Here is a 13,943-nt window from a genome sequence, read left to right on the forward strand (position 1 = left end):
CGGCGCGCGGCCCCCCCCCCCCCCCCCCCCCCCCCCCCCGCCCCCCCCCCCCCCCCCGCCCCCCCCCGCGCCCCCCCCCCCCCCCCCCCCCCCCCGGCCGTGGGTGAGTCGGTTCAGCCGGCGTGAGCCGGAATCGTGCCGAGGCGGCCTGCCTGGAAGTCCTCGAACGCCTGGGCAAGCTCGGCGTGCGTGTTCATCACGAACGGGCCGTAGTGCATCATCGGCTCGCGGATCGGCTGCCCACCGAGCAGCACGACCTCGAAGTTCGGGCTGCGGGACTCCTGGGTCGCGTCCGCCTTGATGGTGAGCGAGTCACCGGCGCCGAAGACGACCGACTGGCCCATGCGGAACGGACGGCCCTCGGGGCCCGCCGTGCCGCGCCCGGCCAGCCCGTACGCCAGCGCGTTGAAGTCGGCGCGCCAGGGCAGCGTCAGCTCGGCGCCCGGGTTGAGCGAGACGTGCATCATCGTGATCGGCGTGTGCGTGATGCCGGGGCCCTCGTGGCCGTCGATGTCGCCCGCGATCAGCCGCAGCAGCGCACCGCCGTCGGCCGAGGTCAGCAGCTTGACCTGGCCGCCACCGATGTCCTGGTAGCGGGGGGCCATCATCTTGTCCTTCTTCGGCAGGTTCACCCACAGCTGCAGGCCGTGGAAGAGACCACCGGACATGACGAGGGACTCCGGCGGCGCCTCGATGTGCAGCAGGCCGGAACCCGCCGTCATCCACTGGGTGTCGCCGTCGTTGATCGTGCCGCCGCCACCGTGCGAGTCCTGGTGCACGAACGTGCCGTCGATCAGGTACGTGACCGTCTCGAAGCCGCGGTGCGGGTGCCAGGGCGTGCCCTTCGGCTCGCCCGGCGCGTACTCCACCTCGCCCATCTGGTCCATCATGATGAACGGGTCGAGGTGCTTGTAGTCGATGCCGGCGAAGGCGCGGCGGACAGGAAAGCCCTCGCCCTCGAATCCGGCGGGCGCGGTCGAGACGGCCAGCGCGGAGCGCTGCCGCCCCTCGGCGGGCGCCGCGACGCGCGGCAGGGTCAGCGGGTTCTCAACGGTCACTGCGGGCATGACGGCCTCCTCGGTCGTTCCACGTTCAATTTAGTTGAACACTGAACAACCCGCAAGCAGCGCTTCATTCCCGGAGGTGTTTCAGCAGGTCAGGGACGTGAACAAACCGGTGGGCCGGTCGCGTCCACACGCGACCGGCCCACCGGATCAAGTACCGGAAGTGGTCAGCCGTACATCCGCCGCATCGCGAAGTCGACCATCTGCTCCACCGCCTTGGCGTCGAACACCATGCGGTGCTCACCCTCCATGTCGAGCACGAAGCCGTACCCCGTCGGCAGCAGGTCGAGGACCTCGGCGCCGGTGATCACGAAGTACTTGGACTCCTTGCCGGCGTAGGCCCGCAGCTCCTTGAGCGAGGTGAACATCGGGATCACCGGCTGCTGGGTGTTGTGCAGCGCCAGGAACCCCGGGTTGTCGCCCCGCGGGCAGTACACCTTGGACGTCGAGAAGATGCCCTGGAAGTCCTCGGCGGACATCGAACCGGTGGTGAAGGCGCGCACCGCGTCGGCGAGGGAGGGCGGGGACGGCTCCGGGTACAACGGCTGCCCGCCGTAACCGCCAGGAGCCTGCTGCGGCGGAGGCGGCGCAGCGCCGTAACCCTGCTGACCCGCGCCCACGTTCTGGTCGTAGCCGTACATAGCTGCAAAGCGTACTGAGTCACAGATGGGCCGTTAGGGGTTGCTTCTTATTACCGACGGGTAGCATCATCGAAGCTACTACCTGGTATGTGTTTGAGGACTTCCTCACGAAGGATTACGGAGCCGTCGCCATGGGGCACTACAAGTCGAATCTCCGCGACATCGAGTTCAACCTCTTCGAGGTGCTCGGCCGCGACAGCGTGTACGGCACCGGCCCGTTCGCGGAGATGGACGTCGACACCGCCAAGAGCGTGCTGTCCGAGATCGCCCGGCTGGCCGAGAACGAGCTGGCCGCGTCGTTCGAGGACGCCGACCGGAACCCGCCGGTCTTCGACCCCGAGACCAACACCGCGCCCGTTCCCGAGAGTTTCAAGAAGAGCTACCAGGCGTACATGGACGCCGAGTGGTGGCGGCTGGGCGTCCCGGAGGAGATCGGCGGCACCACGACGCCGCGCTCCCTGCTGTGGGCCTTCGCCGAGTCCATCCTGGGCTCGAACCCGGCCGTATGGATGTACGCCTCCGGCCCGGCCTTCGCCGGCGTGCTCTTCGAGGAGGGCACCGAGCAGCAGAAGCACATCGCCAAGGTCGCCACCGAGAAGGGCTGGGGCTCCACGATGGTGCTGACCGAGCCCGACGCGGGTTCGGACGTGGGCGCCGGGCGCACCAAGGCGGTCAAGCAGGAGGACGGCTCCTGGCACATCGAGGGCGTGAAGCGCTTCATCACCTCGGGTGAGCACGACATGGCGGAGAACATCCTCCACTACGTGCTGGCGCGTCCCGAGGGCCACGGCCCGGGCACCAAGGGCCTCTCGCTCTTCCTCGTCCCGAAGTACGAGTTCGACTTCGAGACCGGTGAACTGGGCGCCCGTAACGGCGTCTACGCCACCAACGTCGAGCACAAGATGGGCCTGAAGGCGTCCAACACCTGCGAGATGACCTTCGGCGACAAGCACCCCGCCAAGGGCTGGCTCATCGGCGAGAAGCACGACGGCATCCGCCAGATGTTCCGCATCATCGAGTTCGCCCGGATGATGGTCGGCACGAAGGCCATCGCGACCCTGTCGACCGGCTACCTGAACGCGCTGGAGTACGCCAAGGAGCGCGTGCAGGGCCCGGACCTGGCCGCCTTCACCGACAAGAAGGCGCCGCGCGTCACGATCACCCACCACCCCGACGTGCGCCGCTCGCTGATGACGCAGAAGGCGTACGCGGAGGGCATGCGCGCCCTGGTGCTCTACACGGCCACCGTGCAGGACGAGATCCTGATCAAGGAGACCGCGGGCGAGGACGCCTCGGCCGAGCACGCGCTGAACGACCTGCTGCTGCCGATCGTGAAGGGCTACGGCTCGGAGAAGTCCTACGAGCAGCTGGCCCAGTCGCTGCAGACCTTCGGCGGCTCCGGCTACCTGCAGGAGTACCCGATCGAGCAGTACATCCGGGACTCCAAGATCGACACGCTCTACGAGGGCACCACCGCCATCCAGGGCCAGGACTTCTTCTTCCGGAAGATCGTCCGCAACCAGGGCGCGGCGCTGACCCAGCTCTCGGAGACCATCAAGAAGTTCCTGGCCGAGGGCGCCGGCGGCGAGGAGCTGGAGGGCGCGCGCGGCGAGCTGGCCAAGGCCGCTGCCGACCTGGAGGCGATCGTCGGCGCGATGCTGACCGACCTCGCCGCCACCGAGAAGGACGTCAAGTCCATCTACAAGGTGGGCCTGAACACCACGCGGCTGCTGATGGCCTCGGGTGACGTCGTCATCGGTTACCTGCTGCTCAAGGGCGCCGCGGTGGCCCAGGAGAAGCTGGCGACCGCGTCCACCAAGGACAAGGCGTTCTACGAGGGCAAGGTCGCGGCGGCGAAGTTCTTCGCGCACAACGTCCTGCCGGGCGTCGCCGTGCAGCGCGGGCTCGCCGAGTCCGTCGACCAGTCGCTGATGGAGCTGGACGAGGCGGCGTTCTGATCCGCCGCTGAGGCAGCTGCCTGCCTGCCGTTCATGGCCCCGTCCGGTCCGTCCGGGCGGGGCCGTCGGCGGTTCCCGGGCGGAGCCGTCGGCGATTCCTGGGCGGAGCCGTCGGCGATTCCTGGCCGGGGCCGTCGGCAGTCACTGGCCGGTCTCCTGATTCCCTTTGAACACAGGGGACACATCGGCCACACAGACGCCGGATTCCACTCATCCGTACGGCGCAACACCCACCCGGTGCAACGCGTCCTTATGCTGAATCCATGAGCACATCTGTCCGCTTCGATCGCGGCCACACCGACGACCTGATGTCCTTTCTCGCCGCGAGCCCGTCGCCGTACCACGCGGTGGCGAACGCGGCCGCGCGGCTGGAGAAGGCCGGCTTCCGGCAGGTCGTCGAGACCGATGCCTGGGACGGTGAGGCGGGCGGCAAGTACGTGCTCCGCGGTGGTGCCCTCATCGCCTGGTACGTCCCCGAGGGTGCGACCCCCGCGACGCCCTTCCGCATCGTCGGGGCGCACACCGACTCGCCGAACCTCCGCGTGAAGCCGATCCCGGACACCGGCGCGCGCGGCTGGCGGCAGATCGCGGTCGAGATCTACGGCGGCACGCTGCTCAACACCTGGCTCGACCGGGACCTGGGCCTGTCCGGCCGGGTCACGCTGCGGGACGGCAGCCACCGGCTGGTCAACGTCGACCGGCCGCTGCTGCGCGTGCCGCAGCTGGCCGTGCACCTGGACCGGTCGGTCAACGCCGAGGGCCTCAAGCTCGACAAGCAGCGGCACATGACGCCGATCTGGGGCCTGGGCGAGGTCCAGGAGGGCGGCCTGATCTCCTTCGTCGAGGAGGAGGCGGGGCTCGCCGCCGGCGACGTGCGCGGCTGGGACCTGATGGTGCACAGCGTCGAGCCGCCCGCGTACCTGGGTCGGGACCAGGAGCTGGTCGCCGGGCCGCGGATGGACAACCTGCTCTCCGTGCACGCCGGTACGGCCGCGCTCGCCGCCGCCTCCACGCAGGACGGCCTGACCTGCATCCCGGTGCTGGCCGCCTTCGACCACGAGGAGAACGGCAGCCAGTCCGACACCGGCGCCGACGGCCCGCTGCTCGGCACCGTGCTGGAGCGTTCGGTCTTCGCGCGCGGCGGCGGTTACGAGGACCGGGCGCGGGCCTTCGCCGGCACGGTCTGCCTGTCCTCCGACACCGGCCACGCCGTCCACCCGAACTACACCGAGCGGCACGAGCCGGGCCACCACCCGATGCCGAACGGCGGCCCGATCCTGAAGGTCAACGTCAACCAGCGGTACGCCACCGACGGCGGCGGCCGCGCGATCTTCGCCGACGCCTGCGAGCGGGCCGGCGTGCCGTGGCAGAACTTCGTCTCGAACAACTCCATGCCGTGCGGCACGACGATCGGCCCGATCACCGCCGCCCGGCACGGCATCACCACCGTCGACATCGGTGTCGCGATCCTCTCGATGCACTCGGCGCGCGAGCTGTGCGGCGCCGAGGACCCGCATCTGCTGGCCGCGGCCCTCACAGCCTTCCTGGAGGGCTGAGTTGGAGTTCTCCCTGCTGGGTCCGGTCAGCGTCACCACCGCCGCGGGCGAGCTGGCGCTCGGACCCGCCAAGCGGCGCAGTGTGCTCGCGCTGCTGCTCCTGCGGCCCAACACCACTGTCCCGCTGGAGCAGTTGATCGACTCCCTGTGGGAGGACGAGCCGCCCGAGCACGCCCGCACGGTCGTGCAGGGGCATGTGTCGCGGCTGCGCGCCACGCTCGCGGCGGCCGGCGCCGAGGCGTACGGCGTGGAGCTGGCCACGCACGGCTCGGCGTACCTGCTGCGGCTCCCCGAGGAGCTGATCGACGCGCACCGGTTCGGTGAACTGGTCTCGCTGGCCCGGCCCGAGGCGGCCCCGGCCGACGCCGTGCCGCTGCTGCGGGAGGCGCTCGGGCTGTGGCGCGGCCCCGCGCTGACCGGCACGGTCAGCAGCCCGCCGTTCGCCGCCGCCACGCACGCGCTGGACGAGCGGCGGCTGACGGCGGTGGAGGCGCTGGCCCGCGCGCACAGCGCGCTGGGCGAGCACGAGCAGGCCGCGTCCGTGCTCTACACCGCCGCGGTGCAGCACCCGCTGCGAGAGGGGTTGATCGCCGCCCTGATGCGGGCGCTGTTCCGCACGGGCCGCCAGTCCGACGCGCTGGACTGGTACCACCGCACCCGGCGGCTGCTGAGCGAGGAACTGGGCGTCGATCCGGGCGCGCGGCTGCGGGAGGCGTACGAGGAGATCCTGCGGGCGGAAGAGGCGGCGCCGGGCACCGGCACGGTACCGGCAGCCCGTACGGCGGGCGGGCCGGGCGCCGGGACCGGTGCGGACGGCGGTGCCGAACGGCCGGCTGCGGTGGTTTCACGTGAAACCGGGCCGACCGGCGTCGGCGCGGACGGCGGCGTGGGCACGGGCCAGGCCCCGCCCCGGCTGCTGCCCCGGCCCCCGGCCCGCTTCCTCGGCCGCGAAGCGGCGCTGGACCGGCTCACCGCCGCGCTGACCGGCGACTCCGGCCCGGAGAGCGACAGCCCGCTGGCGGTCGTGACCGGCCCGGCCGGGGTCGGCAAGACCGCGTGTGCCGTGCAGTGGGCACACCAGCACGCCGCCGAATTCCCCGACGGACAGCTCTTCGCCGACCTGCGCGGCTTCGGGGAGGGCGACGCGACCGAACCGGCCGCCGTACTGCGCTTCTTCCTCACCGCGCTGGGGACGCCGGAGCACGCCGTGCCCTCCTCCGTGGCGGCCGCGTCCGCGCTGTACCGCTCGCTGGTCGCGGAGCGCCGGCTGCTGGTCGTACTGGACAACGCCCGCAGCTCGGCACAGGTGCGGCCGCTGCTGCCCGGCGGCCCCGGCTGCGCCACCGTCGTGACCAGCCGGAGCAGGCTGGACGGCCTGGTGGCCACCGACTGCGCCCGGCCGGTGGGTCTCCAGGTCTTCGGCGTGCCGGAGGGCGTCGCGCTGCTGGGCGCGATGCTCGGGCCCGAGCGGGTGGACGAGGACCCGGAGGCCGCCCGTGAACTGGTCGAACTGTGTGACGGGCTGCCGCTGGCACTGCGCGCCGCGGTCGCCCAGCTGACCGCCCGGCCACGCTGGCGGCTGGCCCGGCTGGCGGCCGCGCTGCGCGACGAGCGGCGCCGGCTGTCGCTGCTCTCCGCGGAGGACACCGGGATCGCCTCGGCGCTGCGGATGTCCGTGGCCCGGCTCTCGGCCGACGACGCGCGGCTGCTGAGCGCGCTGGCGACCAGCACGGACGGGCAGCTGAACGCCTCGGCGGCGGCCGCGCTGGCCGGCTCGGACCTGGAACACACGCAGGACGGGCTGGACCGGCTGGCCGAGATGCATCTGGTCGACGAGAAGGCCACGGACGTCTACACGATCAGTACGCTGACCCAGCTCTTCGCCCGGGACGGTACGGGAGAGGCGGAAGAGACGGAACCGCGCAACTGAGGTGCGGCGCTGCTGGATTGACGGCCTGCTGATTGGCGGCTGCGCGACCGGGTACTCGGCGGGGGACCCGCCCGGAACCGCCGATCCAGAGGAGGCGCACATCATGGGCATCGGCTGGTGCATCGGTCTGCTCGCCGTCGGAGGCATCCTGACCTTCGCGGTGGACTGGCACATGGCCGGGGTCAACCTCGATCTCGTGGGTCTGATCCTGATGGCGGTCGGCATCATCGGTATCGCCGCTTACGTCAGCATCTTCAAGCGGCGGCGCATGCAGCCACCGCCGCCCGCAGCGCCCGTGATCGAGGAGACCCACCGGCACGGCTACGAGTGACACCGCGGCTCACTGACCACCTGCGACCGGTCCGGAGATCCAAGACCGGACCGCGAAGGACTTGAAGGGGCGCCCGCGCGAGGACCGCGCGGGCGCCCCTTCTGTGTGTCCGCACGTCCCGTCATGTCCCGCGCCCGGCCGGCCGGTGTCCCGCGCGCACCGTCCCACGCCCGCGTCCCAGCAGGTCGGCGCCGCTCCCGGGACGTTCCGGCGGGCGGGATGTCCCATGGGACGCCACAGCCCCGGATTCCCCCTGTTCCCCGCCCAATGATGGTTCTCGTCGCCGAGGCGGCCGACCGGCAGCTGCCCGGGCCGCCTCCGTCAAACGAGGGGAATCCACCATGTCGCAGACCGACGACAGCACGTTCCGTACCACTTCCGGCAGCCGGACACCGGCCCGTTCGCCCCGCAGGGCGGCGCTCCGCAGGGTCCTCCCCGCGATCGCCGCGGCGGGCATCGGCATCTCCGGCCTCACGGCCTGCTCGGGCGGTGACGCCCAGGCGGACACCGGTACCAAGGCGGCCGCGCAGACCACCGTCAAAGCCCGGGACACCAAGGCCGACCTGAAGACGCAGGGCGGTACGGCCGCCACCATCAAGAAGACCGCGGCCGGCAGCACCTTCCCGACCTGGGGGACGCGCTGGGTGGTGCACGCCTCGCCGGACACGAACTCGCCGTCCGTCGGAATGATCAACAAGGACGCGCCGGGCCAGGACAGGATCACGGCCGACTACCAGGTCAACACGGGCAAGAAGGTCTGCGAAGGCAGCTCCTGCTCGACCTACATGGCGCACCTCACCGGCCCGGTGACCGGCTTCCTCAGCGTCGTCGCTGTCGACATCCCGCAGGACTCGCTGCCGGGCGTGCCCGTGCAGGGCGGCCCGCCGCCGGCCCCGGCGCCCGGCGGCACCCGCGGCGAGGCGCTGCAGCGCGCGGCGACCTGGCTGACCGCCAACAACGGTGCGCAGGTGCCCTACAGCCAGGCGAAGAACTGGAAGGACGGCTACCGCCAGGACTGCTCCGGCTACGTCTCCATGGCGCTGAACCTGGGCGCCCCCGGTACGAACACCGTGGGACTCACCAGCTCGAAGATCACCCGGCCGATCGCCGTCAACGACCTCAAGCCCGGTGACCTGCTGATCGACGCGGCCGGCGACAACAACACCCGGCACGTCGTGATGTTCGAGAAGTGGGACAACCCCGCGCACACCTCCTACACCGCGTACGAGCAGCGCGGCGGCCACGGCACCGACCACCGGTCCCTCACCTACGGGCTCAACGGCGGTGAGTTCAAGCCCTACCGCCCCGTGAAGTTCACGGACTGATCCGGTCGGTTTCCGGATCGTGTAACGAGAGGCACTTCCGCCACAGGGGAGCGAAAGTGCCTCTCGCGGTGCGTGCCGCGGCTGTGCTGGAATGCCGTGCGTGCATGGGAAACCGAACCGCACCACCAGTCCCCGCCGGAAACCGCTCGCCCCCCTGCCCGACCAACTCGACGGACCAGTACGCGACTTCGTGTCCGGGCTGCGGCACATGCATGGCGAGCTGGGCCTGAGCCTGAAAGAGCTGGAAAGCAGGCTCCCGGCCAGCAGATCGTCCCTGTCCCGCTATCTGCGGGGCCAAAGCCTGCCCGACGAACGGCTGTTGGTGCAGTGGTGCAAGCTCTCCTTCACCGGCGAGGACCGGCTGCCCGAGCTGGTACGGCTGCTGCACCGCGCCAACGAAGCGGCGCCGGCGGATGGTTCGGAGGGCACGGAGGTGTCCGGCGGCGCACCGAAACGGCCGCCGAAATCGATGCTCCCACTGAAGCCGGTCCTCGTGGGCGTGGCGACGGCCGCGGTCCTCGCGGTGGCAGCCCTCGTGACGTGGGGGCTGATCGACGACAACGACGCGCCGGGCAAGGGTGTTTCACGTGAAACCGGCCCGGCGGCCAAGAACCACGAGACCGAGCGCATCACCATCCACAACGTCGAGAAGGCGTGCCGGGACAGCCACAGCCGGGAGTGCGCCCTCGGTCTCGCGCTCGACCCGTACGTGCCCTACCGGCCGTCCAACATCGGCGGCCGGGCCTGGCACGGCGACCGGCTGACCGCCTCGTGCCGCATCGCCAACGGGGTCACCGTCACCGACGAGGCCGGCGGCCACAGCAGCATCTGGTACGAGGTCCGCAAGGACGGCAAGAAGCTGTGGGTGCCCGGCATCCGGATCGAGCCCGACCAGTTGCAGTACTCCTCGCTCCGCAACTGCCCGGACTGATCCACTACCGGCAGATGATCACGCCTCGCTGTCCAGCCCCGCCAGGACCAGCCCGAGCCGGGCGGTGCCGTCCGGGGTGACCGTGACCGGCACACCCCAGTCCTGCTGGTGCACATGGCAGGCCGGGTACTCGATGTCCGGGTCGTCGTCGCAGGACGCGGCCATCGCCGAGACGTGCAGCACGCCCTCCGTGACCCCGTCCGCCAGGACCAGGTCCCGGCCGAGGTCGGTATCCGCGCCCTCGCCCTCCGCCAGCAGCTCCGGCGGCGTCGAGCTGACCAGCAGCCGGGTGGACGGCCCGTAGCGGGTGTCCAGCTTCTGTCCGGCCGGCGCCTGGAAGACCACGTCCAGGCGGAGCCGGCCGGGGGCCACCTCGGTGGCGGCGCGCTGGGTGCGGTGCGCGACCGACTCCACCCGTACCGCCTCCTCGGGCAGCCGCAGCCGGGTCAGCCGGTGCCGGGCGGACTCCACGACGACGATGTCGTCGCCGACGAGCACCGCGTCCGACGGCTCCCGCAGGTCGGTGGCGAGCGTCGTGACCTCGCCGGTCGCGGGGTCGAAGCGGCGCAGCGCGTGGTTGTAGGTGTCGGAGACCGCGACCGAGCCGTCCGACAGCGCGGTGACGCCCAGCGGGTGCTGGAGCAGCGCCTGACCGGCGGCGCCGTCGCGGTGGCCGAAGTCGAAGAGGCCGGTGCCCACGGCCGTGTGCACCACGCCCTCGCGGTCGATCCAGCGGACCGCGCTGGTCTCGGAGTCGGCGATCCACAGCCGGTCCTCGGTGGCGGCCAGGCCCGAGGGCTGCGCGAACCACGCCTCGGCGGCCGGGCCGTCCACGAGGCCCTCGTTGGTGGTGCCCGCAGCGGCACGCACGGTGCCGGTCTCCGGGTCGTACGTCCACAGCTGGTGCACGCCGGCCATGGCGATCCAGACCCGGCCGTCGAAGTACGCCACGTCCCACGGCGAGGAGAGGTCCACCTCGCGCGCGTGACCCTCGGTGGGCGAGCCCTGCCACCACTGCTTGCCGGTACCGGCGACGGTGCCGACCTCGCCGCTCTCCGGGTCGAAGACGCGCAGCGCGTGGTTCACGGTGTCGGCGACGATCACCTTGCCGTCGGGGAGCAGCGCGAGGCCCTGCGGCTCGCTGAAGGCGGCCCGCTCGGCCGGGCCGTCCGCGAGGCCCCGCTCGCCGGTGCCGATCCGGCGCAGCACGCTCTCGCCGTCCTCAGCGAGCTCCACCAGCTGGTGCCGGGTGGTGTCGGAGACCAGGAAGGAGCCCCCGGGCAGCTGAAGCGCCTTGCCGGGGAAGCGGAGGTCGGTGGCGACCGGCTCGGGCGGTACGTACGGGCCGTCGCCGCGCCGCAGCGTGCCCTTGGCCTCGTGCTCGGCCTCCAGCTCCGCGACCAGCTTCTCGATGGCGTGGGCGTGCCCCTCACCGGCGTGCTGGGCGACGACGTAGCCCTCGGGGTCGATGACGACCAGCGTCGGCCAGGCGCGGACGGCGTACTGCTTCCAGGTGGCGAGCTCGGGGTCGTCCAGGACGGGGTGCTCGACCTCGTACCGCTCGACGGCGTCGACGACGGCCTGGTGCTCCGCCTCGTGCACGAACTTCGGGGAGTGCACGCCGACGATGACGACGGTGTCGCGGTGCCGCTCCTCCAGCTCCCGCAGCTCGTCCAGGACGTGCAGGCAGTTCACACAGCAAAACGTCCAGAAGTCCAGGACGACGATGCGTCCCCGCAGGTCGGAGAGGGTCAGATCCTTGTCGCCGGTGTTGAGCCAGCCGCCCTTGCCGATCAGCTCGGGGGCCCGGACGCGCGCACGTGAAGCCATGTGCACATTCAACGTCACGCGGCCGGGTGCGCATTCCGCCGGGGGGTGTGACGCCCGTCCAGGTGGATGCGTGCCCCGCGCGGGGCACAGATCCCGCATGAGATACCTGGTACGCGACCGGATCTTCGGGATCGGCGAGGACTACTGGATCGAGGACGAGACGGGGCGCAACGTCTACCTCGTCGACGGCAAGGCGCTCCGGATGCGGGAGACCTTCGAGATCAAGGACCGGGAGGGGCGGGTCCTGATCACGCTGCGCAAGAAGATGCTCAGCATGCGCGACACGATGACGATCGAGCGGGACGACCAGGTCATCGCCACCATCCGGCGGAAGCGGCTGTCGCTGCTGCGCAACCACTACCGCGTGGAGCTGGTGGACGGCACGGAGCTGGACGTCAGCGGCAAGGTCCTGGACCGGGAGTTCGCGGTCGAGTACGACGGCGAGCTGCTGGCGGAGATCTCCCGGCGCTGGCTGACCGTCCGCGACACCTACGCGGTCAACGTCGTACGGGAGGACGCCGACGCCGCGCTGCTCATCGCGGTCGCCGTGTGCGTGATCCGGCTGGCGGAGCGGGAGCGCGAGGGCTGACCGCCCGCGCTCCCGGCTCGCAGGTCACGGCTTCGGCAGCCCCAGCACGCGGTCCCGCAGCACGGGGAAGGAGTGCCGGACCTTGCCGACCAGCTCCGCGTCCAGCTCGGCGCTGATGATCTCCTCGTCGGGGCCGGCCTCGGCGAGCACCTCGCCCCACGGGTCGACGATCACGCTGTGCCCGGCCTGCTCGACCCCGGCGTGCGTGCCGCCCGTGCCGCAGGCGAGTACGTACGTCTGGTTCTCCACCGCCCGGGCGCGGGCCAGCAGCGACCAGTGCGCGCGACGCCGCGCGGGCCAGCCGGCCGGCACCACCAGGGTCTGCGCGCCGGCGTCCACCAGCTGCCGGAACAGCTCGGGGAAGCGCAGGTCGTAGCAGGTGGCCAGGCCGAGCGTGGTGTCCGGCAGCGCGACCGTCACCGGCGCGGTGCCGGCGCCCAGCAGCGTCGCCTCGCCCTTGTCGAAGCCGAAGCGGTGGATCTTGCGGTAGTGCGCGGCGCGCTCCCCGTCGGGGGAGTAGACCAGCGAGGTGTTGTAGAGGACGCCGTCCGCGTCGCGCTCGATGACGGAGCCGGCGTGCAGCCACACGCCCGCGTCCCGCGCCGCCGCGGACATGAGCCGGTGGGTCGGACCGTCCAGTGCCTCCGCGACCTCCTCGAAGGCGTCGAAGGCGAAGGCGCCCACCGGCCACAGCTCGGGCAGCACGACGAGGTCCGCGTGCGCCTGGGAGCGCACGAGTGAAGCCACGCGCTCCCGGCGGGAATTGACCGGTTCCTGCTGGTCCACACCGACTTGGATCAATGAAGCGCGCACAGTACCACCGCCTGGTCTTCCGAGCCCGGTCCGTCGTCAAAAAATGCCTACGATGGTCACCCGAAAGCACTGCCGGGGTGCCCGTGCGCAGCGTAACTTAACTGCACAGACAGCAGCCCGCGTACAAACCGTCCGAGGGGTCCCGTGACCGTCCACCCAGTCCTTCAGCCCTCCATCGACGCCTGGACGCACTCCATCGAAGCAATATCCGAGCTGGTGACGCCGCTCGTGGAAGGGGAGTGGAATCGCGCCACGGAATGCCCCGGCTGGTCGGTGCGGGACGTCGTGTCCCACCTCATCGGCCTGGACTGCGAGGCGCTGGGTGATCCCCGCCCCATCCACTCGCTGCCGCGCGATCTCTACCACGTACGCAGTGAGTTCGCGCGGTACATGGAAATGCAGGTCGACGTACGGCGGCACCACACGGGCCCGGAGATGACGGCGGAGCTGGAGTACACCGTCATCCGCCGCGCCCGGCAGCTGCGCAACGAGACGCGCGAGCCGGACGCGATCGTGCGCGGCCCGCAGGGCAAGGAACAGACGCTCGAACACGCACTGAAGGTGCGGGCCTTCGACACCTGGGTGCACGAGCAGGACATCCGCCGCGCGCTCGGCGAGCCCGGCAACCTCGACTCCCCCGGCGCCCACCTCACCCGGGACTTCCTGCTGCCGGCGCTGGCCAAGGTCGTCGCCGAGGACGCGGGCGCGCCGGCCGGCTCCGCCGTGGTGATCGATGTGACCGGGCCGGTGGAGTTCATGCGGACGGTACGGGTCGACGCGCAGGGCCGCGGGTCGGTCGACGGCAGCGTCTCGCTGGGCCCGGCCGTCACGATCTCGACGGACTGGGAGACCTACGTCCGGCTGGCCTGCGGCCGGGTGCGCCCTGCGGCCGTCGCCGACCGGGTCAAGACCGAGGGCGACCAGGAGCTGGCCGGGGCCGTGCTGGAGCACTTCGCGGTGACGCCGTAGGCGCGG

Annotated in this window: 12 protein-coding genes; 8 read left to right on the top strand and 4 right to left on the bottom strand. The window is 71.4% G+C overall.

Annotated features, from left to right (window positions below; all coding sequences use genetic code 11):
- Nucleotides 1-113: 113 nt before the first annotated feature.
- Together ACIGXO_RS15640 and ACIGXO_RS15645 are read right to left on the bottom strand one after the other, a co-directional pair.
- Entirely contained in the window at nucleotides 114-1,067 is a 954-nt protein-coding gene (locus tag ACIGXO_RS15640; RefSeq protein WP_399786005.1) for a pirin family protein, read from the bottom strand.
- A 164-nt stretch (nucleotides 1,068-1,231) separates the two neighbouring features.
- Nucleotides 1,232-1,705 (bottom strand): SseB family protein, encoded by a 474-nt coding sequence (locus tag ACIGXO_RS15645; protein WP_031050204.1) that lies wholly within the window; start codon nucleotides 1,703-1,705, stop codon nucleotides 1,232-1,234.
- Nucleotides 1,706-1,836: 131 nt separating this feature from the next.
- On the opposite strand from ACIGXO_RS15645, the gene ACIGXO_RS15650 reads away from it, so the two are divergent.
- The 6 genes from ACIGXO_RS15650 (at nucleotide 1,837) to ACIGXO_RS15675 (ending at nucleotide 9,736) form a co-directional block, all read left to right on the top strand.
- Nucleotides 1,837-3,663 carry an acyl-CoA dehydrogenase gene (locus tag ACIGXO_RS15650; RefSeq protein WP_399787084.1) on the top strand — a complete coding sequence of 609 codons (1,827 nt, stop codon included), beginning with the start codon at nucleotides 1,837-1,839 and terminating at the stop codon, nucleotides 3,661-3,663.
- Between the two features lie 263 nt (nucleotides 3,664-3,926).
- Nucleotides 3,927-5,219: a M18 family aminopeptidase gene (locus tag ACIGXO_RS15655; protein ID WP_399786009.1), complete on the top strand. Its 1,293-nt coding sequence runs from the start codon at nucleotides 3,927-3,929 to the stop codon at nucleotides 5,217-5,219.
- Between the two features lies 1 nt (nucleotide 5,220).
- On the top strand, nucleotides 5,221-7,149 hold the full coding sequence (locus tag ACIGXO_RS15660) for a BTAD domain-containing putative transcriptional regulator (protein ID WP_399786012.1): 1,929 nt from the start codon (nucleotides 5,221-5,223) through the stop codon (nucleotides 7,147-7,149).
- Between the two features lie 103 nt (nucleotides 7,150-7,252).
- Nucleotides 7,253-7,480, top strand: a complete 228-nt coding sequence (locus ACIGXO_RS15665) for a DUF6458 family protein (protein WP_052866301.1) — start codon at nucleotides 7,253-7,255, stop codon at nucleotides 7,478-7,480.
- Nucleotides 7,481-7,821: 341 nt separating this feature from the next.
- On the top strand, nucleotides 7,822-8,805 hold the full coding sequence (locus ACIGXO_RS15670) for a hypothetical protein (protein ID WP_399786016.1): 984 nt from the start codon (nucleotides 7,822-7,824) through the stop codon (nucleotides 8,803-8,805).
- A gap of 91 nt (nucleotides 8,806-8,896) precedes the next feature.
- Nucleotides 8,897-9,736 (top strand): helix-turn-helix transcriptional regulator, encoded by an 840-nt coding sequence (locus tag ACIGXO_RS15675; protein ID WP_399786019.1) that lies wholly within the window; start codon nucleotides 8,897-8,899, stop codon nucleotides 9,734-9,736.
- Between the two features lie 18 nt (nucleotides 9,737-9,754).
- Here the strand turns inward: ACIGXO_RS15675 and ACIGXO_RS15680 are convergent, their stop codons facing one another.
- Nucleotides 9,755-11,566, bottom strand: a complete 1,812-nt coding sequence (locus ACIGXO_RS15680) for an NHL domain-containing thioredoxin family protein (protein WP_399786021.1) — start codon at nucleotides 11,564-11,566, stop codon at nucleotides 9,755-9,757.
- A gap of 97 nt (nucleotides 11,567-11,663) precedes the next feature.
- On the opposite strand from ACIGXO_RS15680, the gene ACIGXO_RS15685 reads away from it, so the two are divergent.
- Complete coding sequence (locus ACIGXO_RS15685) at nucleotides 11,664-12,155, top strand: LURP-one-related/scramblase family protein (RefSeq protein ID WP_399786024.1); 492 nt, start codon at nucleotides 11,664-11,666, stop codon at nucleotides 12,153-12,155.
- 24 nt (nucleotides 12,156-12,179) lie between these two features.
- Here ACIGXO_RS15685 and ACIGXO_RS15690 read toward each other — a convergent pair whose 3' ends face one another.
- Nucleotides 12,180-12,968 carry a carbon-nitrogen family hydrolase gene (locus ACIGXO_RS15690; protein ID WP_399786028.1) on the bottom strand — a complete coding sequence of 263 codons (789 nt, stop codon included), beginning with the start codon at nucleotides 12,966-12,968 and terminating at the stop codon, nucleotides 12,180-12,182.
- Nucleotides 12,969-13,112: 144 nt separating this feature from the next.
- On the opposite strand from ACIGXO_RS15690, the gene ACIGXO_RS15695 reads away from it, so the two are divergent.
- Nucleotides 13,113-13,937 carry a maleylpyruvate isomerase family mycothiol-dependent enzyme gene (locus ACIGXO_RS15695; RefSeq protein WP_399786030.1) on the top strand — a complete coding sequence of 275 codons (825 nt, stop codon included), beginning with the start codon at nucleotides 13,113-13,115 and terminating at the stop codon, nucleotides 13,935-13,937.
- Nucleotides 13,938-13,943 lie beyond the last annotated feature (6 nt).

It is taken from the genome of Streptomyces sp. NPDC053542 (assembly GCF_044544685.1).
Classification (GTDB): Bacteria; Actinomycetota; Actinomycetes; order Streptomycetales; family Streptomycetaceae; genus Streptomyces.